This window comes from Microbacterium sp. LWO13-1.2, assembly GCF_038397725.1.
GTDB lineage: Bacteria > Actinomycetota > Actinomycetes > Actinomycetales > Microbacteriaceae > Microbacterium.
In genome coordinates this window covers 2,188,685-2,209,873 of record NZ_CP151634.1, presented here as the reverse complement: position 1 = coordinate 2,209,873, position 21,189 = coordinate 2,188,685, and the positions used below count along the sequence as shown (strand labels likewise).

Annotated in this window: 23 protein-coding genes and 1 tRNA gene; 11 read left to right on the top strand and 13 right to left on the bottom strand. The window is 67.1% G+C overall.

Features of this window, described 5'->3' with window-relative positions:
• The first annotated feature begins 10 nt into the window (after positions 1–10).
• Positions 11–832: a class I SAM-dependent methyltransferase gene (locus MRBLWO13_RS10395; RefSeq protein ID WP_341973900.1), complete on the top strand. Its 822-nt coding sequence runs from the start codon at positions 11–13 to the stop codon at positions 830–832.
• Positions 833–837: 5 nt separating this feature from the next.
• Here the strand turns inward: MRBLWO13_RS10395 and MRBLWO13_RS10390 are convergent, their stop codons facing one another.
• The 3 genes from MRBLWO13_RS10390 to MRBLWO13_RS10380 form a co-directional block, all read right to left on the bottom strand.
• A complete protein-coding gene (locus tag MRBLWO13_RS10390; protein WP_341973899.1) occupies positions 838–1,956 on the bottom strand; it encodes a folate-binding protein in 1,119 nt (372 codons plus the stop codon).
• Position 1,957: 1 nt separating this feature from the next.
• Positions 1,958–2,560, bottom strand: coding sequence for an FABP family protein (locus tag MRBLWO13_RS10385; RefSeq protein WP_341973898.1), 603 nt, complete (start codon positions 2,558–2,560; stop codon positions 1,958–1,960).
• A gap of 145 nt (positions 2,561–2,705) precedes the next feature.
• A complete protein-coding gene (locus MRBLWO13_RS10380; protein ID WP_341973897.1) occupies positions 2,706–2,996 on the bottom strand; it encodes a hypothetical protein in 291 nt (96 codons plus the stop codon).
• Positions 2,997–3,069: 73 nt separating this feature from the next.
• On the opposite strand from MRBLWO13_RS10380, the gene MRBLWO13_RS10375 reads away from it, so the two are divergent.
• The 7 genes from MRBLWO13_RS10375 (at position 3,070) to pstB (ending at position 11,155) form a co-directional block, all read left to right on the top strand.
• On the top strand, positions 3,070–3,753 hold the full coding sequence (locus tag MRBLWO13_RS10375; protein WP_341973896.1) for a response regulator transcription factor: 684 nt from the start codon (positions 3,070–3,072) through the stop codon (positions 3,751–3,753).
• A 52-nt stretch (positions 3,754–3,805) separates the two neighbouring features.
• Positions 3,806–5,971: an RNA degradosome polyphosphate kinase gene (locus tag MRBLWO13_RS10370; protein WP_341973895.1), complete on the top strand. Its 2,166-nt coding sequence runs from the start codon at positions 3,806–3,808 to the stop codon at positions 5,969–5,971.
• Positions 5,968–6,963, top strand: a complete 996-nt coding sequence (locus MRBLWO13_RS10365; protein WP_341973894.1) for an NUDIX hydrolase — start codon at positions 5,968–5,970, stop codon at positions 6,961–6,963. Before MRBLWO13_RS10370 ends, MRBLWO13_RS10365 begins: the two co-directional genes overlap by 4 nt.
• Positions 6,964–7,118: 155 nt before the next feature.
• Positions 7,119–8,219, top strand: a complete 1,101-nt coding sequence (pstS, locus tag MRBLWO13_RS10360) for a phosphate ABC transporter substrate-binding protein PstS (RefSeq protein ID WP_341973893.1) — start codon at positions 7,119–7,121, stop codon at positions 8,217–8,219.
• 92 nt (positions 8,220–8,311) lie between these two features.
• Positions 8,312–9,253, top strand: a complete 942-nt coding sequence (gene pstC / locus MRBLWO13_RS10355) for a phosphate ABC transporter permease subunit PstC (RefSeq protein ID WP_341973892.1) — start codon at positions 8,312–8,314, stop codon at positions 9,251–9,253.
• Position 9,254: 1 nt separating this feature from the next.
• Positions 9,255–10,346, top strand: a complete 1,092-nt coding sequence (pstA, locus tag MRBLWO13_RS10350; protein WP_341973891.1) for a phosphate ABC transporter permease PstA — start codon at positions 9,255–9,257, stop codon at positions 10,344–10,346.
• Positions 10,347–10,375: 29 nt separating this feature from the next.
• Positions 10,376–11,155, top strand: coding sequence for a phosphate ABC transporter ATP-binding protein PstB (gene pstB, locus MRBLWO13_RS10345; protein WP_341973890.1), 780 nt, complete (start codon positions 10,376–10,378; stop codon positions 11,153–11,155).
• A gap of 76 nt (positions 11,156–11,231) precedes the next feature.
• Here the strand turns inward: pstB and MRBLWO13_RS10340 are convergent, their stop codons facing one another.
• The 4 genes from MRBLWO13_RS10340 to sigK all read right to left on the bottom strand — a co-directional run bounded on the left by MRBLWO13_RS10340 (position 11,232) and on the right by sigK (position 14,300).
• The gene (locus tag MRBLWO13_RS10340; RefSeq protein WP_341973889.1) at positions 11,232–12,116 is read right to left on the bottom strand and encodes an aminodeoxychorismate lyase; all 885 of its coding nucleotides are present in this window, start codon (positions 12,114–12,116) and stop codon (positions 11,232–11,234) included.
• Between the two features lie 157 nt (positions 12,117–12,273).
• Complete coding sequence (locus MRBLWO13_RS10335; protein ID WP_341973888.1) at positions 12,274–12,903, bottom strand: DNA-directed RNA polymerase subunit beta; 630 nt, start codon at positions 12,901–12,903, stop codon at positions 12,274–12,276.
• A gap of 27 nt (positions 12,904–12,930) precedes the next feature.
• Positions 12,931–13,704, bottom strand: a complete 774-nt coding sequence (locus MRBLWO13_RS10330) for an anti-sigma factor (RefSeq protein ID WP_341973887.1) — start codon at positions 13,702–13,704, stop codon at positions 12,931–12,933.
• On the bottom strand, positions 13,701–14,300 hold the full coding sequence (sigK, locus tag MRBLWO13_RS10325) for an ECF RNA polymerase sigma factor SigK (RefSeq protein ID WP_341973886.1): 600 nt from the start codon (positions 14,298–14,300) through the stop codon (positions 13,701–13,703). The genes MRBLWO13_RS10330 and sigK overlap by 4 nt, the downstream gene beginning before the upstream one ends.
• A gap of 251 nt (positions 14,301–14,551) precedes the next feature.
• On the opposite strand from sigK, the gene MRBLWO13_RS10320 reads away from it, so the two are divergent.
• Both MRBLWO13_RS10320 and MRBLWO13_RS10315 read left to right on the top strand, forming a co-directional pair.
• Positions 14,552–15,214: a fasciclin domain-containing protein gene (locus MRBLWO13_RS10320; protein WP_341973885.1), complete on the top strand. Its 663-nt coding sequence runs from the start codon at positions 14,552–14,554 to the stop codon at positions 15,212–15,214.
• A 596-nt stretch (positions 15,215–15,810) separates the two neighbouring features.
• Positions 15,811–16,311 (top strand): hypothetical protein, encoded by a 501-nt coding sequence (locus tag MRBLWO13_RS10315; protein ID WP_341973884.1) that lies wholly within the window; start codon positions 15,811–15,813, stop codon positions 16,309–16,311.
• Positions 16,312–16,374: 63 nt separating this feature from the next.
• Here the strand turns inward: MRBLWO13_RS10315 and MRBLWO13_RS10310 are convergent, their stop codons facing one another.
• Positions 16,375–16,890 carry a CGNR zinc finger domain-containing protein gene (locus MRBLWO13_RS10310; protein ID WP_341973883.1) on the bottom strand — a complete coding sequence of 172 codons (516 nt, stop codon included), beginning with the start codon at positions 16,888–16,890 and terminating at the stop codon, positions 16,375–16,377.
• 25 nt (positions 16,891–16,915) lie between these two features.
• On the opposite strand from MRBLWO13_RS10310, the gene MRBLWO13_RS10305 reads away from it, so the two are divergent.
• On the top strand, positions 16,916–17,125 hold the full coding sequence (locus tag MRBLWO13_RS10305) for a hypothetical protein (RefSeq protein WP_341973882.1): 210 nt from the start codon (positions 16,916–16,918) through the stop codon (positions 17,123–17,125).
• Here the strand turns inward: MRBLWO13_RS10305 and MRBLWO13_RS10300 are convergent.
• The 5 genes from MRBLWO13_RS10300 to MRBLWO13_RS10280 form a co-directional block, all read right to left on the bottom strand.
• Positions 17,122–17,655 carry a DUF1697 domain-containing protein gene (locus MRBLWO13_RS10300; RefSeq protein ID WP_341973881.1) on the bottom strand — a complete coding sequence of 178 codons (534 nt, stop codon included), beginning with the start codon at positions 17,653–17,655 and terminating at the stop codon, positions 17,122–17,124. The genes MRBLWO13_RS10305 and MRBLWO13_RS10300 overlap by 4 nt on opposite strands.
• Positions 17,652–18,233, bottom strand: coding sequence for an isochorismatase family protein (locus tag MRBLWO13_RS10295; protein ID WP_341973880.1), 582 nt, complete (start codon positions 18,231–18,233; stop codon positions 17,652–17,654). The genes MRBLWO13_RS10300 and MRBLWO13_RS10295 overlap by 4 nt, the downstream gene beginning before the upstream one ends.
• 66 nt (positions 18,234–18,299) lie before the next feature.
• Positions 18,300–18,372 (bottom strand) — tRNA-Thr (locus tag MRBLWO13_RS10290).
• A gap of 69 nt (positions 18,373–18,441) precedes the next feature.
• The gene (locus MRBLWO13_RS10285; protein WP_341973879.1) at positions 18,442–19,998 is read right to left on the bottom strand and encodes an alpha/beta hydrolase; all 1,557 of its coding nucleotides are present in this window, start codon (positions 19,996–19,998) and stop codon (positions 18,442–18,444) included.
• Entirely contained in the window at positions 19,995–21,152 is a 1,158-nt protein-coding gene (locus MRBLWO13_RS10280; protein WP_341973878.1) for a DNA polymerase III subunit delta', read from the bottom strand. Before MRBLWO13_RS10280 ends, MRBLWO13_RS10285 begins: the two co-directional genes overlap by 4 nt.
• Between the last annotated feature and the right edge of the window lie 37 nt (positions 21,153–21,189).

The following is a 21,189-nucleotide window of genomic DNA, read 5'->3' as shown; positions in this document are numbered from 1 at the left end:
GGATTGACTCATGGCGTCATCTCCACTCGGCCGGCCGACTCGGGGCACCACCGGGACGAACCGTCTCCGCCGGAGCGATCGCTGGATCGCCGTGAGCAGCGCGTTCCGCTCCTCTCCCGATCCGCTCATCGTCGATCTCGGCTACGGGGCGAGCGGCGTGACGGCGTTCGAACTCGCCGCGCGACTGCGGCAGGTGCGACCCGACGCGGAAGTGATCGGCCTGGAGATCGATCCTGTGCGCGTCGCCACGGCTCGCGAGCAGCTCGAGGAGGTGCGCGCCGGCCGCACGCCGTTCCCGCCGGATATCCGCGTCTCCTTCGCCAGGGGCGGGTTCGAGGTGCCGCTCCCCGACGGCAGACGTGCCGCCGTCATCCGCGCGATGAACGTGCTCCGCCAGTACGACGAGGCGGATGTCGCTGCGGCCTGGCGCGCGATGGCCGCGAGACTGGCCCCCGACGGGCTGCTCGTGGAGGGCACGTGCGACGAGATCGGCCGGGTCTCCAGTTGGGTCGACGTGACCCCGGACGGGCAGCCGGCGCGCTTCACGATCTCCCTGCGCCTGGCAGAGCTGGAACAGCCGAGCATCGTGGCCGAGCGTCTGCCGAAGGCCCTGATCCATCACAACGTCCCCGGTGAACGCATCCACGCTCTGCTCACCGACCTCGACCGCGAGTGGGCCAGAGCCGCTTCGCTGTCGACATTCAGCGCGACCCAGCGCTTCCTCGCCACGGTGGCGGCACTGCGCGATCTGGGCTGGCCGGTACGCGGCGGCCGCACCCGCTGGCGCCTGGGCGAGCTCACGCTGCCGTGGGACGCGGTGGCTCCGCTGTAGAAGGCTCAGCCGTCCCGGGGATCCGGTGCCGTCGGTCGGCGGGAGAGGCGCGTGAGTCGCGGGATATCGGCCGTCGCACCAGCATCCGCCGGAACGATCACCTGCTGCGCCGCCGCGATGTCGACCCCGTCCGCGCGGACGACGAGGTCGCCGATCGGAGTGCGCCGAGAGAGGATGGCGAGCGCGATCGGTCCTTCCTCATGGTGACGAACGGCGGAGGTGATGTGACCGACCTCGTCATCGCCCGCGAACACCGGCGCTCCGGATGCCGGAAGCACGTCGTCACTGCCATCGAGATGCAGAGCCGCCAGCCGGCGCGGCGGGTGACCGAGGTTGTGCACCTTGGCGACCGTCTCCTGGCCGCGGTAGCAGCCCTTGCTGAGATGCACCGCACTGCGGATCCAGTCCAACTCGTGCGGCAGGGAGCGCTCATCGACTTCAGCCGCCCAGCGCGGTCGCCAGGCCGCTACCCGCAAGGCCTCCGCAGCGAGGAGGCCGGCGACCTCATCATGAGCGAGCGCGGCGGCGAGGGCCTCGGCCGGTGCCGCCTCGAGGATCGCCACTCGCCAGGCCAGGCCGGCTCCGGGGTGATCTGCGATCTCGGCGTACTGGTGCCCGCCGGCGCGCACCTGCTGCCAGGGGTCGGCCCACACCAGGGCGGTGCCGTTCGGCGTGAAGGCCGCGGCCGTCGCCGTCGCGGCCGCCGTGCCGCCGTCGACGAAACCGAGAAGCGCGAGATCCGGCCGGACCGCCACGGTGACCTGCGTGCGGAAGACCATGCGGGACAGCCAGGCGCCGAGCGGTTCCGCATCAGCGGCGTCGGCGATCAGCCAGGCCGTGGTCCCGTCGTCGAGTACACCGGCGGCGTGCTCCACTCGGCCCTGGGGGTCGAGGACGAGCAGTTCCGTGCTCTCGCCCGGCGCCAAGCGCGCGACCGACTGGGAGGTGATCGAATCCAGCCAGCTCAGGCGTTCCGGACCGGTGACCTCGACGATCATGCGGTCATCGAGCGGTGCGATCGCCGTGCCGGCGATGAGCCGGCGCTGCTCCCGGATCGGATCGCCGAAGTGCGCGAAACCTCGGTCGCCGGCGACGGCTCCCTCGATCTCCGCGAAGCCGGCCACGTCAGACCTTGGCCAGTCGGGCGGACGCATGCGAGCTGAGGGACGTGCCGAGCGCGGCGATGTCCCATGCCCACAGCAGGTGCCCGTCGACGAGCCCGTACATGCGCGTCGCCGCACCGTACTCCTTGGCTCCGGCACCGCGGACGATCGCGTCGGATGCGATATCGATGCGCGGCCCGCTGATCTCGCCGAGGTACAGCTCCAGCGTCCCGTCGGCATGCGCGAGCGACACTTCGATCGGGAAGCCGCCCCCAGCGCCACGCAGCTCTTCCACGTCGTCGACAGTGCGGACGACGGCAGGCTCGAGCGGAGGCAGCAACGCCGGTCCCGCGTCGGCATCCGTCGCTGCGCGCGACAGCCGCCAGAACCCGACCTCCGCAATCAGCTGGACCGGATCGGAATCATCGTCAGCGGTGAAGGTGGCCGTACCGGAGTAGTTCAGAAACGGGCCGCCGTCATGGCTGAAGCTCACGCGGTGCGCGAATTCGCCCTGCAGGCGACGCTCGCCGATCGTGTAGTCGATGACGCCGGTGCCCTCCCAGACGCCGATCAGCCAAGAAAGAGGCACGATGTCGGCCGGAAGGTCGGTGGGCAGTTCGAGCACGATCAGCTCAGCGCTGGCCGCGGAAGAGGTTCAGCAGCACGACGCCAGAGACGAAGGCGATCGCGAGGCTCGCCAGGCCCAGCAGGCCGATGAAGAAGAGTTCGAGCGCCAGGAGATCCATGTCTCCCACATTACCCCCACCTGGTCAGGAGGGGATGAGCGCAGCGAGACCGAAGCCGACCGAGATCAGCCCCATGATCAGCAGGGCACCTGTAGCGCTGCCCGCGACCCGGAAGATGAACCCTTGCGTGCGGCCGTACCAGAGCTGCACGGCGAAGGAGAGCAGTACGACACCGCCGAAGGCCACGAGCATCCACGGCACCCGCCATTCCTCCGGCACGAAGATGCCGATGGCGATGCTCGCGAGGAAAGCTGCAGCCCACACGCCGAAGACCGCGATGAACGGGTTACGGGGGGCGAGTGCCGGTTCGGACATGGCTCCATTGTTGCGCATCCGGTGCCGGTATCATGGCCCCACGGCGTCGACCGTCGTCTCGGAAGGATAGTGCGTGGCCCTGCTGCTGGTTCTGACCAACGCTCCGGTTTCGGAGGAGGTCCTTCCCGCGCTCGAACTGCTCAGCCATCGAGTGCGCCAGATCCCTGCGGAGCCCGCACGGCTGATCAACGCGCCCGAATATGACATCGTCATCGTCGACGGCAGGCAGGACCTCGCCGCGGCGAAGTCGCTGTGCCGTCTGCTGCGCGCCACCGGGCAGGACTCGCCGCTGCTGCTCGTCGTGACCGAGGGCGGCATGAGCGCCGTCTCCGGCGAATGGGGCATCGACGACGTGCTGCTCTCGACCGCCGGTCCTGCGGAGGCCGATGCCCGCATCCGCCTGGCTCTGGCGCGACGCGACGATGCCGCCGCTCCCACCCGCGTGCAGGCGTCCGGCATCACCATCGACGAGCAGTCGTACTCGGCGAAACTGCACGGCAAACCCCTGGACCTCACCTACAAGGAGTTCCAGCTGCTGCACTTCCTGGCCACCCATCCGTCACGGGTGTTCACCAGGGAGCAGTTGCTCAGCGAGGTTTGGGGATACGACTACTTCGGAGGCACCCGCACTGTCGATGTGCATGTGCGGCGCCTGCGCGCGAAACTCGGCGACCAGGAGCAGATCATCGGCACCGTCCGCAATGTCGGCTACCGGTTCAATGTGTACGACGACGAGTCCATCGCCGCAGCACGGTGACGAAGCATCCGCGTTCACACGCGCGTCACCTCACGGTGCTTAGATGTACCCCATGATCGATCCCGCACTCGCCGATGCCGGCCTCGGCGACGCAGAAGACGACGACTTCGACGCCGTCGAGTCCCCGGATGCCCTGCTTCCCGACCACCGCTACCTGGATCGCGAGATCAGCTGGCTCGCCTTCAACAAGCGCGTGCTCGAGCTCGCAGAGGACGCCTCGCTTCCCGAGCTGGAACGGGCGAACTTCCTCGCGATCTTCGCAAGCAACCTCGACGAGTTCTTCATGGTGCGCGTCGCGGGGCTCAAGCGCCGCATCATGACCGGCCTCGCGGTGCCGACCAACATCGGCCGCTCTCCTGCCGACGCGCTCGCCGACATCTCCCGCGAGGCGCACGCGCTGCAGCTCCGCCACGCGGACGCGTGGACCTCGCAGGTCCGCCCCGCCCTCGCAGACGCCGGCATCGAGATCACCGAATGGTCCGAGCTCACCGATGACGAACGCGCTGCACTGTCGGAGTACTTCCAGCTGCAGGTGTTCCCCGTCCTCATGCCCTTGGCCGTCGACCCCGCGCACCCGTTCCCGTACATCTCCGGGCTGTCGCTGAACCTCGCGATCCGCATCCGCAACGCCCGAACCGGACGTCAGGAGTTCGCGCGCCTCAAGGTGCCGCCGATGCTCCCCCGTTTCGTCGAGGTGCCGGGCTCCGGCGAGATCCAGCGATTCCTGCGCTTGGAGGAACTCATCGCCAACCACCTCGGCGACCTGTTCCCCGGCATGGAGGTGCTCGATCACCACGCCTTCCGCCTCACCCGCAACGAAGACATGGAGATCGAGGAGGACGAGAGCGAGAACCTCATCCAGGCGCTCGAGGCCGAGTTGCTCCGGCGTCGGTTCGGTCCGCCCATCCGTCTCGAGATCACCGACGACATGGACGACGTCACCATGGGCCTGCTGGTGAAAGAGCTCGACATCACCGACCAGGAGGTCTACCGCCTCCCCGGCCTTCTCGATCTGCGCGGTCTCTTCGATCTCGGGCGCATCAAGCGCCCCGACCTGCGCTTCCCGCCGCACCTGCCGACGACGGCAGTGGCCTTCCAGCCGACCGGCTCGAGCACCCGCGCCGACATCTTCAAGGCGATCCGCAAATCCGATGTGCTGGTCCACCACCCGTACGAGTCCTTCACCACCAGCGTCGTGGCGTTCCTCGAGCAGGCGGCCCGCGACCCGCACGTGCTCGCCATCAAGCAGACCCTCTACCGCACCTCGGGTGACAGCCCGATCGTGCAGGCGCTCATCGACGCGGCAGAATCCGGCAAGCAGGTACTCGCACTGGTCGAGGTCAAGGCTCGATTCGACGAGGCGAACAACATCGTCTGGGCCCGAAAGCTCGAGAAGGCGGGCGTGCACGTCGTCTACGGCCTGGTCGGGCTGAAGACGCACTGCAAGCTCGCTCTCGTCATCCGCGAGGAAGACGGGATGCTGCGGCACTACTCGCACGTCGGAACCGGCAACTACAACCCGAAGACGAGCCGCATCTATGAGGATTTCGGCCTGTTCACCGCCGACGCGCAGGTCGGGAAGGACCTCACCCGCCTGTTCAACGAGCTCAGCGGCTATGCCATCGAGAAGAAGTTCAAGAGGCTGCTGGTCGCTCCGCTGCACCTGCGCAAGGGGCTCATCCGGCAGATCGACAACGAGCGCAAGAACGCCGAGGCCGGCAAGCCGGCGCACATCCGCATCAAGGTGAACTCGATGGTCGACGAGGAGATCATCGACGCGCTCTACCGCGCGAGCGCGGCCGGCGTGAAAGTCGATGTGTGGGTGCGCGGCATCTGCAGCCTCCGGGTCGACCTCGACGGCATCAGCGACAACATCACGGTGCGCAGCATCCTGGGCCGCTATCTGGAGCACTCGCGCATCTTCGCCTTCGAGAACAACGGCGACCCTCAGGTCTACATCGGCAGCGCCGACATGATGCACCGCAACCTCGACCGCCGCGTCGAGGCCCTGGTGCGTGTCACCGATCCTGCGCACCTCAAGGATCTGCTGATGTTCTTCGACCTCGCTCTCGATCCCGGCACGATCTCCTGGCACCTGGGGGCGGAAGGCGCATGGGAGCGCCACGCCGTGGACGCGAACGGCAATCCGCTGGTCGACCTGCAGGATCAGACCATGGGGTTGATCCAGAAGCGTCGTCGTTCACGGTCGGTGCGATGACTGTTCGCCAGGCTGAAGGATCCGCGTCGGCGCAGAGCCTGGCGCGCCCGAAGACGGTCGAGAAGGCCGTGTACGCGGCCGGCGCCGTCGTCTGGCGCATCGTCGACGGCAAGCTGCGCATTCTGCTCATCCACCGGACCAAGTATCGCGACGTCACGCTGCCGAAGGGCAAGGTCGATCCGGGAGAGATGCTCGCGGAGACGGCGGTGCGCGAGGTGCACGAGGAGACGGGCATCCGCGTGTCGCTGGGAGTCCCCGTCGGTGTCAGCCGCTACCACCTCGCGTCGACGAAGCAGAAGGTCGTGCACTACTGGGCGGCGGAAGCGACGGAAGACGCCATTCGCGCATCGACGTTCGTGCCGAACCGGGAGATCGCCGCGATCGAATGGGTCAGCGTGAAGAAGGCACGCGCGCGTCTGAGCTACCCGGTCGATCTGGAGATCCTGGATTTCTTCGACAATCTCGTCGACGACGGCGTCCTGCACACGTTCCCGATCGTGGCGCTGCGGCATGCGAAGGCGCTCTCCCGCTCGGAATGGGACGGAGCGGATGCCGCGCGTCCGCTCAGCGAACGCGGCCGCCACCAGGCCAAGTCGATCGTGGGGCCGCTGCGCGCCTTCGGAATACGCAAGATCGTGACCAGCGATGCCGTGCGCTGCGTCGACACCGTGAAGCCGCTCGCGAAGTCCCTGGAGCGCAAGGCCGTGCGGACCGAGCAGATCAGTCAGGACGCCTGGGAGGACGGCACCGCCGACCTCCGATCGATCGTCGGCCGACGCGTGCGATCCGGAAAGCCGGCCGTCCTGTGCAGCCACGGGCCCGTGCTGCCAGGACTGCTCGCCGAGATCTCGCTGGCCACCGGGACCATTCGCGGCTCCTACCTCTCCAGCGCCGCCGACCTCGAGCCCGCCGCATTCTCTGTCGTGCATCTCTCCGCCACGAACCCGGGCTCGGGCATCATCGCCATCGAAACGCACGTTCCGAAGGTCTGAACGTCCCTTTCGCGTGTGGGAGAGCCGCCCCAGAGGGTTGCCGGTCGTTCACCTCCCGTTCACCTGCGCGGGAGAGTCTCGTTAACCGCCGCGTCTAGCGTCACTGTGTGCCCTGCACCGGGCCTCTACCCCATCCACGATCGAACGGATCCACAGTGAAGATCTCCCGAATCGCACGAATCGGCGCCATCGGCGCCGTCGCCGCCCTCGCGCTCGCCGGCTGCGCCGCGAACGAAGGCGGCACCCCGCCCGCCGGTGAAGAGTCCACGTCCACCCTCTCCGGTGAGCTCGTCGGCGCAGGCGCCTCGTCGCAGGAAGTCGCCGTTCAGTCTTGGGCGAAGGGCTTCCAGACCGCAAACCCCGACGTCACCCTCTCGTACGACCCCGCCGGTTCCGGTGCAGGTCGCGAATCGTTCCAGGCCGGCGCCGTCGCGTTCGCCGGTTCCGACCGTGCATTCAAGGCCGACGAGATCGCCGCTGGCCCGTTCGACGCGTGTGTCGAGGGCTCCGGCATCGTCGAGATCCCGGCATACATCTCCCCGATCGCGGTGATCTTCAACCTCGAGGGTGTCGACTCCCTCAACCTCGACCCGGCCACCATCGCCGGCGTCTTCGCGGGAACCATCACCAAGTGGAACGACCCGGCGATCGCGGCGACCAACAAGGACGTCACGCTGCCCGACCTGGCGATCACGCCGGTCCACCGCGCCGACGACTCGGGCACCACCGAGAACTTCACCGACTACCTCGCCCAGGCCGCCCCCGAGGTGTGGACCTACGAGGCCGACGGTGAGTGGCCGATCGCTTCGGGCGAGGCTGCTCCGCAGACCTCCGGCGTGATCGCCGCCGTCTCCGGCGGCCAGGGCACGATCGGATACGCGGACGCGTCGCGCGCCGCAGACTTCGGCACCGTGTCCGTCAAGGTCGGCGACGAGTTCGTGCCGTTCTCTCCCGAGGCTGCGGCCGCCGTCCTCGACGCGTCCCCCTTCGAGGAGGGCCGCACCGAAGGCGACCTCGCCGTCGAACTGGACCGCACCCCTGAGGGCACCGAGTACCCGATCGTCCTCGTCAGCTACAGCATCGCGTGCGAGGAGTACACCGACGCCAAGGCTGCAGCCCTGGTGAAGCCGTTCCTGCAGTACATCGTCAGCGCCGAGGGTCAGGAAGCTGCGGCGGCTGAGGCCGGCAGCGCTCCGATCTCGGACTCGATCCGCGAGAAGGCTCTCGCCGCGATCGATCTGATCGTCACGAAGTAACCCGCTCGAGGGCCGGCTCACGTCGCAGGACGGGAGCCGGCCCTCGGATGGTTCCGGCCCGAACTCCACCCGATCCAGAGGAACAGGAAGAGATGACCACAACCGCAGCCCCTCGCGCGCGGACCCCGCAGCGCGCAGGAGACCGCTGGTTCTCCGGGATGGCGCTGTTCGCCGGATCGATGATCCTCGTCACCCTCGCCGCCGTCGCCCTCTTCCTCGTCGCACAGTCGATCCCCGGCATCAGCGGAACGCCGGAGACCGCATCGCTGCTGTCGACGAACTTCTGGGACTACGTCTGGCCGCTCGCCTTCGGCACGGTCTGGGCGTCGTTCCTCGCCCTCCTGATCGCCGTGCCACTCTCGATTGGCGTCGCACTCTTCATCTCGCACTATGCACCGCGCCGCCTGGCGCAGCCGCTGGGTTACATCGTCGACCTGCTGGCCGCCGTGCCCTCCGTCGTCTTCGGCCTCTGGGGCATCCTGGTGCTGGCACCCGCGGTTCAGCCGATCTACGCCTGGCTCGTCGAGAACGCCGGCTGGTTCCCGTTGTTCGCCGGCCCCACCTCCAGCACTGGGCGCACGATCTTCACCGCTGCCATCGTGCTCGCGGTGATGGTCCTGCCGATCATCACGGCGATCTGCCGCGAGATCTTCCTGCAGACACCCGTCCTCCACGAGGAGGCCGCGCTCGCACTCGGCGCCACTCGCTGGGAGATGGTGCGCATGGCCGTGCTTCCCTTCGGGCGCAGCGGCATCGTCTCGGCATCCATGCTGGGACTCGGACGTGCGCTCGGCGAGACCATGGCGGTCGCCATGGTGCTGTCGGCCACCGGGGTGGTGAGCTTCCGCCTGCTCACTCCGGAGAACCCCAGCACGATCCCCGCCAACATCGCTCTCACGTTCCCCGAGGCCTACGGGGGCAACATCAACGTGCTGATCGCCACTGGTCTCATCCTCTTCATCGTCACTTTCGCGGTCAACGCCGTGGCTCGCTGGATCGTCAGCCGCCGCAAGGAATTCTCGGGAGCGAACTGACATGTCCATCGCCACTGCTCCGGTTCCCACCCGTCTGCCGTCGACGTCGTCTCTGACGAACGGCCGCCTGCCCCGCTGGGCTCCCTGGACCCTGCTCGGCGTGTCGCTCGCGGCGTCGTTCGCCGTGTTCGGCATCCTCGCCATGTCGAGCCAGACTGCGCCCAACCTCGCGGGTGCTGCCGTCGTCGGCATCATCCTCTACCTCGTCCTGATCACCGTCATCTCCTCGATCGTGGAAGGCCGCCGCAAGGCGACCGACCGACTGGTCACCGGCGTCGTCGGCACCGCGTTCGCGATCGCGATGGTTCCCCTGGTCTCGGTCGCCTGGACGGTCATCCAGAACGGTGTCGCCGGCATCAACGCGGAGTTCTTCAACAGCTCGATGCGCAACATCGTCGGCGAGGGCGGCGGGGCGCTGCATGCGATCACCGGCACCCTGCTGATCACACTCGCGGCAGCCGTCATCTCGATTCCGATCGGCCTGTTCACCGCCATCTACCTGATCGAGTACGGCCGCGGGTCGATCGCCCGCGGGATCACCTTCCTGGTCGATGTGATGACCGGTATCCCGTCGATCGTCGCCGGCCTCTTCGCCTACGCCGTCTTCGCCCTCTTCTTCGGTCCTGGTGTCCGCATGGGGATCATGGGCGCGATCGCCCTGGCCGTGCTGATGATCCCGGTCGTCGTGCGTTCCAGCGAAGAGATGCTGCGGCTGGTGCCGAACGAGCTTCGTGAGGCGTCGTACGCACTCGGCGTGCCGAAGTGGCTCACGATCCTCAAAGTCGTTCTGCCGACGTCGATCGCCGGAATCACGACCGGCATCATGCTCTCGATCGCGCGCGTGATCGGCGAGACGGCACCGCTCCTGATCACAGCCGGCGTCGCCACCTCGATGAACTACAGCCTCACCGAGGGGCGGATGATGACGCTGCCGGTGTACGCGTACACGCAGTTCATGAACCAGGGCATCCCGCAGTCCGCGTACATCGACCGGGCCTGGACAGCGGCGCTCACCCTGATCGTCATCGTCATGGCCCTGAACCTCCTCGCACGTCTCATCGCGAAGATCTTCGCGCCCAAGACCGGCCGTTGAGCCGTTACCCGAAACCCGAAGGAACACACGTGTCCAAGAGCATCGAAGTCAACGACCTCAACGTCTACTACAGCGACTTCCTCGCCGTCGAGGGCGTCTCCCTCGAGATCCAGCCGCGCAGCGTGACAGCCTTCATCGGTCCGTCCGGATGTGGCAAGTCCACCTTCCTGCGCACCCTCAATCGCATGCACGAGGTCATCCCCGGTGCACGCGTGGAGGGCGAGGTGCTGCTCGACGGCAAGGACCTCTACGGCCCCGGCGTCGACCCGGTACTCGTACGCCGCCAGGTCGGCATGGTCTTCCAGCGTCCGAACCCGTTCCCGACGATGTCGATCAAGGAGAACGTGCTCGCCGGTGTGAAGCTCAACAATTCGCGCATGTCGAAGTCCGACCAGGACGCTCTGGTCGAGAAGTCGCTCACCGGTGCGAACCTGTGGAACGAGGTCAAGGACCGGCTCGACAAGCCCGGCTCCGGCCTGTCCGGCGGCCAGCAGCAGCGCCTGTGCATCGCCCGCGCGATCGCCGTCTCGCCCGAGGTGCTTCTGATGGACGAGCCGTGCTCCGCACTGGACCCCATCTCGACATACGCGATCGAAGAGCTGATCGGCGAGCTCAAGAACGAGTACACGATCGTCATCGTGACGCACAACATGCAGCAGGCGTCGCGTGTGTCCGACCGAACGGCGTTCTTCAACATCGCCGGCACCGGCAAGCCGGGCAAGCTCATCGAGTACGACGACACCAAGTCGATCTTCACGACCCCGTCGGTGCAGGCCACCGAAGACTACGTGTCCGGCCGATTCGGATAAGGCCCGACTGGCAGAAGTGCCCGGGGACTTCGGTCCCCGGGCACTTCTGCGTTCCTGGGCGCTTCGTCGAAAATCGCTAGTCGCGGGGCGACAGCAGGTATCGGTTCAGCTCCGCGGTGAGGGCATGGTCCACCGGCAGCACCATCTCGTCGACGGCGGTGATCGGGGCTGCGAGGCGGACGCTCGACACCAGCCAGGCGGCATCCGCTCGGGAGAGGTCGGATGCCGGCACCTGGGCGTACCCGACGTCGAAACCACGCGCCGCGAGGTGCTCGTAGACGCTCAGCTGCGTGGTGCCGTGCAGGATGCCGCCGTTCGGCGCCGGCGTCACGAATCGGTCGCCGAAACGGAGGATGAGCGAGGCCGTCGGCGCCTCCAGCACGAAGCCGTCGCTGGAGAGGAAGATCGCGTCGTCGGCGCCGCGACGATGCGCCTCACGCAGTGCCGCCATGTTCACGGCGTACGAGAGCGTCTTCGCCCCGAGCAGCAGCCACGGGGCCCGCTCCGCCGCGTTCAGGTCGTAGCCGCGATCGAGCGTGACGACTCTGATCCCGCGTTCGCGCGGCACGGTGAAGTCGGATGCCGGCGCCGCCGTCACCCACGCGGTGGGCGTCGGCCCGTGCTCGACACCCCGGCTGAGGATGAGCTTGATGACGGACTCCCCCGCCGGACACTGCGCCGCCGCCAGATCGACGGCCTGACGCCACTGCACGAGATTCGGAACGGGCAGATCGCACAGTTTCGCCGAATGGGCGAGCCGCTCCAGATGCGGCACCACTTCCTGCGCGTGGGCGTCGATCACACCGATCGACTCGAAGACGCCGTCTCCACGCTGCGTGCTGAGTTCGCCGACGCTGAGGGCCGGAGCGGCAGCATCCACTGCCGTGAACGTGTCGCCGAAATCGGCGCGTTCCTCACCCGCGGCGACGGGGTCGATCATCAATGCCAAGCGCCAGTTCATGAGAATGAGCCTAGAGGTCGGGAATAGCACTCGCCGTATCGCGTTATTATTGATCGGCCGGGCCGCATAACCCCGGGCTCCAATTTTTGCCGCTTTGAGCGGCCTTCCGCCGAGAGGCGTTCTTGCGGCCCGGTCTTTTCATACCTGCGCCGCTCCTTCAGGCCAGGGCGCTCGCCCGCCACAGCACCGCTGATGCCGCCAGATCCTGCGCATAGCTGCTCAGTCTCAGCGCCCGTGTCGTGAGCTCGCTCGCTCTGACCGGCTCGGTCGGCTCGTAATCATCCGCCGTGTGCGTCGCACCCGAGGCCTGGACACGGCAGAACGCGGCCGCCCGCTCGAGCGCCACGGCGAAGTCGCCGCGGAACGCGCCCCGCAGGATCGTGTCGATGAGTTCGACGAGTTCGTCGGGGTTAGCCGGTACTGGGGCTCCTGCGACGACAGCATCCGCCGACAGCAGCTCGACGCGCCCGCGCTCGTAGAGCAGCGCCGCGGTCTGCGGATCGCCGTGGATCGCGAGCTGCAGGAGGTACAGCCGCCAGAGAGCACCGGGGAGCGTGCGCGCCGGAGCCTTCGACCAGAGCTCGGCGATCTCGTCGATGCCGTGCTCGGCGGTGAACGCCACCAGGCGCTCGGCACTCACGCCGCTTTCGTCGGCGCGCACCCGTGTCAGCAGAGCGGATGCGGTGGCATGAGCCGTTCGCGTCTCCTCGGCGGGGTCGTGGGCGCCGACCAGGTTGTCGAAGGCGCTGGTCGGACGACGCACGGGTCGGGAGTGCTGCTCGGGCATCGAACAAGGCTACCCGTGCGGGGTGGCTCAGGCCGTCGGAATCACGATCACCGGATCGCTGGTCGGCTGTCCGCTCGGCGAACCGCCGGCCTGCTCGACGGTCACCGCGATGACGTCGCCGGCATGCATGTCGCCCTGCAGAGCCGCCGTCGCATCGCCGCCGTCGACCGTGAAGACACCGGCGGAGACGGGTGTCTCCCCTCGAACGAACCACAGTTCGTACGTCTCGCCGTCGCTCGGCGCCGCGATACCGTCCGTGACGAGCACGGCTGCCCCGAGAGAATCCGACCAGTACGCCGTGGCCGTGCCTCCCGATTCCAGTTCGATGCTGGCCTGCGCGGCATCATCAGCCGACCGGATCTCGTCGAGCGCGATGACGTCCGCCGGACGGTTCAGCTGTTGGCTGAGCGCCACCGCACCGATTCCCAATCCGACCAGAACGGCGAGGCATGCGGCGAGCGCCAGAATCGCCCGGCTCCAGCGGCGCTGCGGCCGTCGCTCCAGGATCTCGGGCGCCGCGAGCGAAGACTCGGCCAGCGGGACACTCGATGTCGGGGAGTTCTCTCCGTGCGGGGTCTGTGGGGTCTGCGCGATCTGGGCGAGGAGAGACGCGCGGATGCCGTCCGGCGGAGCCACCGGCAACGCGAAGGCAAGCGACGCGGCCGTCTCGGCATCCTCCTCGACGATCCCCCGCCATTCGGGGTGCGCGGCGAGAGCGCCGCGGAAGCGCGCATCATCTTCGGGTGACAGCGCGTGCAGGGCGGCGCCGGCCGCGAGCTCCGCGAACTCCTTCTCGTTCATGCCGTCACCCCCATCGCCGCACGGAGACGTGTGAGTCCGTCTCGCATCCGAGTCTTGATCGTTCCCAGTGGTGCTCCGATGAGCACCGATATCTCGTTCTGACTGTAGCCACCGTAATAAGCGAGGACGAGCGCTTCGCGCTGCGCTTCGGGCAGGCCACCCAGCGCTTCGACGACCTTCTCGCCGTCGATGCCCAGCTCCACCTGCTCGGCGACGCTGTCGTGGGCGACTCCGATATCACGCAACCCTGCTCGCACATCGCGGTCCGAACTGGATTGTGATGCGCGTACCCGATCGATGGCCCGACGATGTGCGATCGTCATCACCCATGCTCTTCCCTGCCCCTTGTTCGGAGCGAACCGGGATGCGGATTGCCAGATCTCGAGGAAGACCTCCTGCAGCACTTCCTCGCTCTGTGCGCGGTTCACGAGCACTCGGAGTATCAGTCCGAAGACGCGCGGGGAGAGCGTGTCGTACAGGTCCGCGAAAGCCCGCTGGTCGCCGTCGGCAGTGCGGATGAGGAGCTCGGCGACGGCGTCGCTCGCCGTCCCGTCCTCGGGCACGTCCATTCCGTCGATGACCATCTCCACCAGCATGCCGCATCTCCCCTCGATTGCGTGCGAGCGTCACCTGAATGTGAGGAAGGAGCCTCGACCCCGGCGTCACATCGACCGTGACCCCCGGCGATGGCATCGTGTCCTCGCCTCCGTCAGTGATTGTTCGCTCCGGATGGGCCTGTCGGATTGGATTCTGCGGGATCTGAGATTCTTCCCATCCGATCTGCGACGGGCTCCGAACAGATGTCGACGCCACGGAGATGCCGTGGTCTTGATCTCCGGAGGTAGAGATGTTCAGCACCAAGAAGAAGATCACCGCAGCATTGTCGCTCGGCTTCGCCAGCGTTCTCGTGCTCTCGGGTTGTGCCATGGGCAGTGGCCCCGCTGAGGAATCGACCGAGCCCAAGGCTCCCGAGACCTCGGAGGAGTCCGAAGCCCCCGAGACGATGGATCCGGCAGCGAACCTCGTCGGTCCTGGCTGCGCGGCATATGCCGAGGCCGTCCCGGACGGCGCCGGTTCCGTGCAGGGCATGTCTCAGGACCCTGTCGCTGTCGCGGCATCCAACAACCCGCTGTTGAAGACCCTGGTTGCCGCGGTGAGCGGACAGCTCAACCCGGATGTGAACCTGGTCGACACCCTCAACGGCGACGAGTTCACCGTCTTCGCGCCGGTCGACGAGGCCTTCGCGAAGATCGACCCGGCGACCATCGAGGCACTCAAGACCGACAGCGCCACGCTGTCGTCGATCCTCACCTACCACGTCGTTCCTGGGCAGATCGCGCCCGCTGACATCGCCGGCACGCACACCACGGTGCAGGGCGCAGACCTCGAAGTCACCGGAAGCGGTGACGAGTGGATGGTCAACGACGCGATGGTGATCTGCGGCGGAGTGCAGACCGCGAACGCCACCGTGTACCTGATCGACACGGTGCTGATGCCGCCCGCTCAGTAGCAGCGGGCTCGCCGAGTGGGGATTCTCGGTATCTGATCCTCGTGCGGGTCGGGGGACTCGCACGAGGATCAGAAGCGGCCGCCGATGACATTTGTCGTCGGCGGCCGCTTCTGTGCGCCCGTGACGAGTGCGCACGGGCTGCCGAGCAGAGACCATCAATCGGGCGCACTAGACTGGGAGGACACGGGCCTCTAGCTCAGTTGGCAGAGCATCGGACTTCAACAAAATAGGAGCGCCTCGGGGGAAACTCCGGGGATGACACCACTCAAAGTCGGGGAACCCTTACTGGGCAACCAGTTGGCAATCCCGAGCCAAGCCGGACGCGAGTTCGGAAGGTGTAGAGACTGGACGGGTGGCACCTACGGCGAAAGCTATGGTGAAGGGACAGTCCAGACCACGAACGCCCAACGGGCGGCGGCGAAAGCCGAAGTGGCAAGTTAATCCGCGGGTCGAGGGTTCGAGCCCCTCGGGGCCCACCGTGTTGTTACTCGGATCGAGTGCGGCTGCGATTTTCGCACCGTGCACTCGCGTCGGGTCCTGCCCTCTTGATGTCAGAGCGTGGCGATATCGTCACAGCAACGACGTCGGGAAGAGACATGCACGATGACGATGCGATAACGCCTTCGGACGGCGCACTGAAGCAGTGCGCGACATGCCGGCAGTTCAAGGCCCTGACAAGCTTCAATCGAAAGTCGTCGCGGGCAGACGGGCGCCAAGAGGTCTGCCGCGACTGCAATCGGGCATCCTCACGGCGCTACTACCAGCGCAATCGCGAGCATCACATCGCCGTGATCCGCGCGCGAACCGTTGCACAGAAGGCGATGAGTCTCGCCTACGTCACCCAGTACCTGATCGATCACCCATGCGTTGATTGCGGAGCGTCCGACCTCAGAGTTCTGGATTTCGACCACAGACCAGGCACCCACAAGCGAGACGGCGTCATGCAACTCATACGCAACGGATTCAGCATCCCTTGCATCGCAGAGGAGATCGCGAAATGTGATGTCCGCTGCCGCAATTGCCATGCGATCGTGACGTACGAGCGCATGGGAAGCAATTGGCGTTCCCTCGCGATGACCGAACGAGATGCAGAGTAGAAGCGTCCCGATGGCCCCGAGTAGATCCGTCACATCCCTCGGCAACCCGGCCGGCGTCCCCGGTCAGTAACGCGCCCGGTGCCGACGCACGGCGGCGCGGTTGGCGCAGCGCACCGAGCAGTACCGCTGCCGGCCGTTGCGGGTCACATCGACGACCACATGAGTGCACGGCTCGGCCGCACAGCGACCGAGCCGGCTCATCCCCCGCGTGGACAAATGCAGCGCCGTGCCGACGGAGATCACCGCACGCAGCACGGCGGGTAGCCTCTGGATGTCGTCGCGATAGTGCAGGTGCCAACCCTCGCCATCGTGGTCGGTGAGTCGCGGATACGCCGCCGTCGCCGCCATCACGGCGTTGAGCGCGTCGGCGCGCATCGAGCCGGAGCCGGCATCGACAACGCTCAGCCATTCGTCGATCACCTCTCGCGTGCGGGCGTGGTCATCCGAAGCCTCGGGGAACGCCATCGTCATGCCGAATTCCCGGGTGCGTTCCTCTATCCCGTCGCGGTCGGCGGGCCACTCGTTCGCGAGCGACGCCGCCATCAGGACCGCATATTCGCCGTAAGGGTTGAGATGCATAAGGCCATTACATCACGCTGGAACCATGGCTGATCTCGACACCCGACCGGTACCGGTCGCACTCCCCCGGAAAGCACTGCACGAACACGCTTGGGTCACCGAATCCCGGCATCCGACGTCCGACGGCGTGCTGCTCTATGTGAAATGTGCGGGATGCGGGACTCGCCGTGTCGATGTGCAGGCGCGCCTTCAGCATCCGCCGACCGCGCTCAGCCGTGAGATCGACGCGACCTAGGCGGTCAACTCGGCCAGCTTCCTGGTCGTGCGCAGATTGCGCGCAGTGCCGGCGACGCCCAACGCCCGATCGAGCACCGCCTTCGTCAGTTTGGTCGCGTGAACGCCACCTTCGGCGTAGTTGATCCAGAGGTCGTCGCCGACCAGGGCGAGCTCCTCTCCCGGCACCAACCGCTCCCGCAGAGCCTCCACCGCGCCCGGTGTCGGCGAGCCCTCCAGGAACATTGCGTGCAGCAGCTTCTCCACCGGATTCGCGAACGGCTGTGCGGCGAGCGAGGCGACCAGAGCATCATGCGTACGCAGGATCACCGGGGTGTCGACGCCGAACTCATCGGCGATCAGCCGCCGCACCTGGGCGCAGGCCGCCGCAGAGTCCTGCGGATGCGCGCAGACGATGTTCCCGCTCGCGATGTACGTCGACACGTCCTCGACGATCCCCGATGCCGTCAGCCGCTCGCGCAGGCGCGCCATCGGAACGGAGTTCCTGCCGCTGACGTTCACCGCCCGCAGTAGGAGAACACTGCGACTCACGCCTCGGTGCTCTCGACCAGCTCCGCACCGGCGTGCGCGAGTTCCGCGAGCGCCGCCTCGCTCGGCTCCGCTGCGACCCCCGCGATGAGATCGGTGAGGATGCGCACGCGCACCCCGTGCTCGATCGCATCCAGAGCGGATGCCCGCACGCAATGGTCCGTCGCGATCCCGACCACATCGACGCTCAACACACCACCGGCCGTCAGCACCGTCCCGACGGTCAGACCGTCTTCGGTGACACCCTCGAACATCGAGTAGGCAGGCTTGCCCTGCCCTTTACGGACGTGATGAGTCACCGCATCCGTCACGAACAACGGGTCGTACTCGGCCCCGTCGGTGCCGGCGACGCAGTGCGTCGGCCAGGTGTCCACGAAGTCCGGAGCGTCCGAGAAATGGCCACCGTTATCGCCATCGACATCGTGCCAGTCGCGCGAGGCGATGATGGCGTCGTAGTCGCCCGCGTGGTCAGCGAGGAACGCGGTGATCCCGGATGCCACGGCATCTCCACCGGCGACGGCGAGCGCGCCGCCCTCGGTGAAATCGTTCTGCACATCGACGATGAGAAGTGCTCTGCTCATACTTCGAGGGTACGCCGCCGGGACGGGAAAGGCCCCGTGATGTTCTTCACATCACGGGGCCTTCGGAGCCGCCCAAGGGAATCGAACCCTTGACCTTCTCATTACGAGTGAGATGCTCTGCCGACTGAGCTAGGGCGGCGTGTGCCGCATAAGCGGCACGATCAACGATATTACCCTGTCCGAGAGCGCGCCGCGAACCGACGCGGGTTCACTCGCAGCGCAGACCGTCTTCCGGCACGACGTCGTTGAGGAAGAACGCCTCGACCGCGTCGTCCACGCACAGATTGCCCTTGTTGTAACCGGTGTGCCCCTCGCCGACACGGGTGATCAGAACGCCCTCTTCGAGCTGGCCCGCGAGCGCCTCCGACCACGCGTAGGGAGTCGCCGGGTCGTTCGTCGTGCCGATCACGAGGATCGGCCCCGCACCGGCGGCAGTGATCTCGCCCCGTGTGCCGGTCGGCGGGTACGGCCACACCTCACAGGAGTCCGGACCACTCCAGTACGGTGCGATCGTGGGTGCGCCCTCACGGATCTTGGCCATCGTGGCCTCCTCCGCAGCGGGGTCGTTCTCGACCGGGTAGTCCATGCAGTTGTAGGCACGGAAGGCTTCGCTCGAGTTGTCGATATAGGTGCCGTCCTCACGACCGTTGTAGAAGTCGGCGAGATAGAAGGCTGTGGCCGGGTCACCCTGCAGCGCCTCGGTCAACGCCTGGGTGAGGTAGCTCCAGCTCTCCTGCGAGTACAGCGCGGCGATGATCGCAGTCATCATCGCGTCGGCGCCCATCATGCGTCCGTCGCCGTTCTCGAGCGGCAGACGATCGGCACTCGCGAGCAGCGCACCGAGATCGGCCATGGCGTCGTCGACCGTGCCGTTGAACGGGCACTCGCCGGAATCGAGGCAATCCTGCATGTACGCCCGCAGTGCGGACTCGAAACCGAGTGCCTGTGTGGCGCCCACCTCGAGCCCAGGCACGGAAGGATCGATCGCGCCATCGAGGACAAGGCGACCGGCCTTCTCCGGGTAGAGCTTCGCGTAGGTCGCGCCGAGGAACGTACCGTACGAGAAACCGAGGTAGTTCAGCTGCTTGTCGCCGAGGACCGCGCGGATCAGATCCATGTCGCGCGCCGAGTTGATGGTGGTGATGTGCTCGAGGATGCCGCCGCTGTTCGCTTCGCACGCGTCGGCGAACGTCTTATGCGTCTCGAGCAGTTCGGCCTCCCACTCCGGGGTGCCACGCGGGGCCACCGGGATGCCGTAGAGGTAGTCGTCCATCCCTGCCGCGTCGAGGCAGGTCACGGCCGTGGACTGGCCGACGCCACGCGGATCGAAGCCGATCACGTCGTAGCTTTCGATGAGAGCAGAACCGACAGCGAAGTCGAGGCTCCCCTGGATGAGGTCGACGCCGCTCGCGCCTGGCCCGCCGGGATTGGTCAGCAGCGAGCCGAGCGGCGTTCCCTCCGCCTGGTGGCGCACCACCGAGAGCTGGATCTCGCCGTCGCCCGGATTCTCCCAGTCCAGTGGCGCGGTGACCTCGGTGCAGTCGAAACCGTTGCCGCACTCGCTCCAGTCCAGCGTCTGCCCGTAATACCGGAGCAGGTTCTCGGCAACCCCCTCGGTGTCCGGCGCATTCGTGCGGGACGGACGCGGAGCCGCCTGCTCGGGGATCATCGCATAGAGGCATCCGGAGAGTGCGACGGATGCGGCGGCAAGGCCGGCGATGAGCGCGGAAGCGCGCCGGATGCGGGAAGTCGTACGGTGGGTCACGGTGTCCTCCCGCTCGTGACAGTCACGAGCAAGCTCTCCAGGGCGAGCAGCGGTGCGACGTTGCGCTCCAGCGACTGACGCGTCTCGGCAAGGTGGTCAAGTACGACAAGCGTACGTGTCTCAGGCCATGCGGCCGCGAGCCCGCTCAGCTCGGCACGCAATTCGCTGTTGATGAGCTCGTCGTCCCGGCCGAACTGGAGCATCACGACGTCGCGGAACAGCGATTGCATATCGGTGAGCACGCGGTCGATGCCGTCACGCAGACTTCGCGTCGCGCGCTTCTTCTGATCGTCCTCCAGCGCCGACAGCTGTGCGCGCAGCGCGGGTGGCACCGCCTGCCCCTCGGCGATGCCGACGGTACGCAGCAGTGATGCGCGCTCGGTCGCGTCGCGCTCGGCCGTCAGCGCCTTCGCATCCTCGGTCGCGGCCTGGATGATGCGCCCGGCGACCTCCACGGCATCACCGACGCCGCGCACCGCGAGCACGGAGCGAAGGGTGTCATCCCGTCGACGGCGGGCGTTCTCGTCGACGGCCAGCCGCTGAGCCATGCCGATGTGACGCTGCGCATGACGTGCGGCCTGCTCGGCGACGACCTCATCGACGCCGGTGCGCAGCACGATCAGCCGGGCGACATCGGCGACGTCGGGCTCGCGCAGGCGCAGCGAGCGGACGCGGGAGCGGATCGTCGGCAGCAGATCGGCTTCGCTGGGCGCGCACAGGATCCACACCGTCTGCTCCGGCGGCTCTTCGAGCGCCTTCAGCAGCACGTTGGAGGTGCGCTCGACCATGCGATCGGCGTCTTCGACGACGATCACGCGATAGCGACCCGCTGATGGCGCGAAGTACGAGCGTTCGACGAGAGCACGAGCCTCGGCGATCGTGATGATGACCTTGTCGGTGCGCAGCGCCGTGACGTCGGGATGGGTACCGGCGAGCACTTGGCGCATCGCCGCCTCGTCACCTGGTTCATCGGCGACCAGTGCGGCCGCGAACGCATAGGCGAGTGTCGACCGCCCGGACCCGGGTGGGCCGGTGATCAGCCAGGCGTGCGAGAGGGCTGCGGGATCGGATGCTGCGGCGCGCAGCGTCTCGACAGCAGCATCCTGCCCCCATACGTCGGCCCAGGGAAACGGAGCGGCGACAGTCTGGGGCATGGACTCAGCCTAACCGGGAGCAGGGACAGCCCATTGG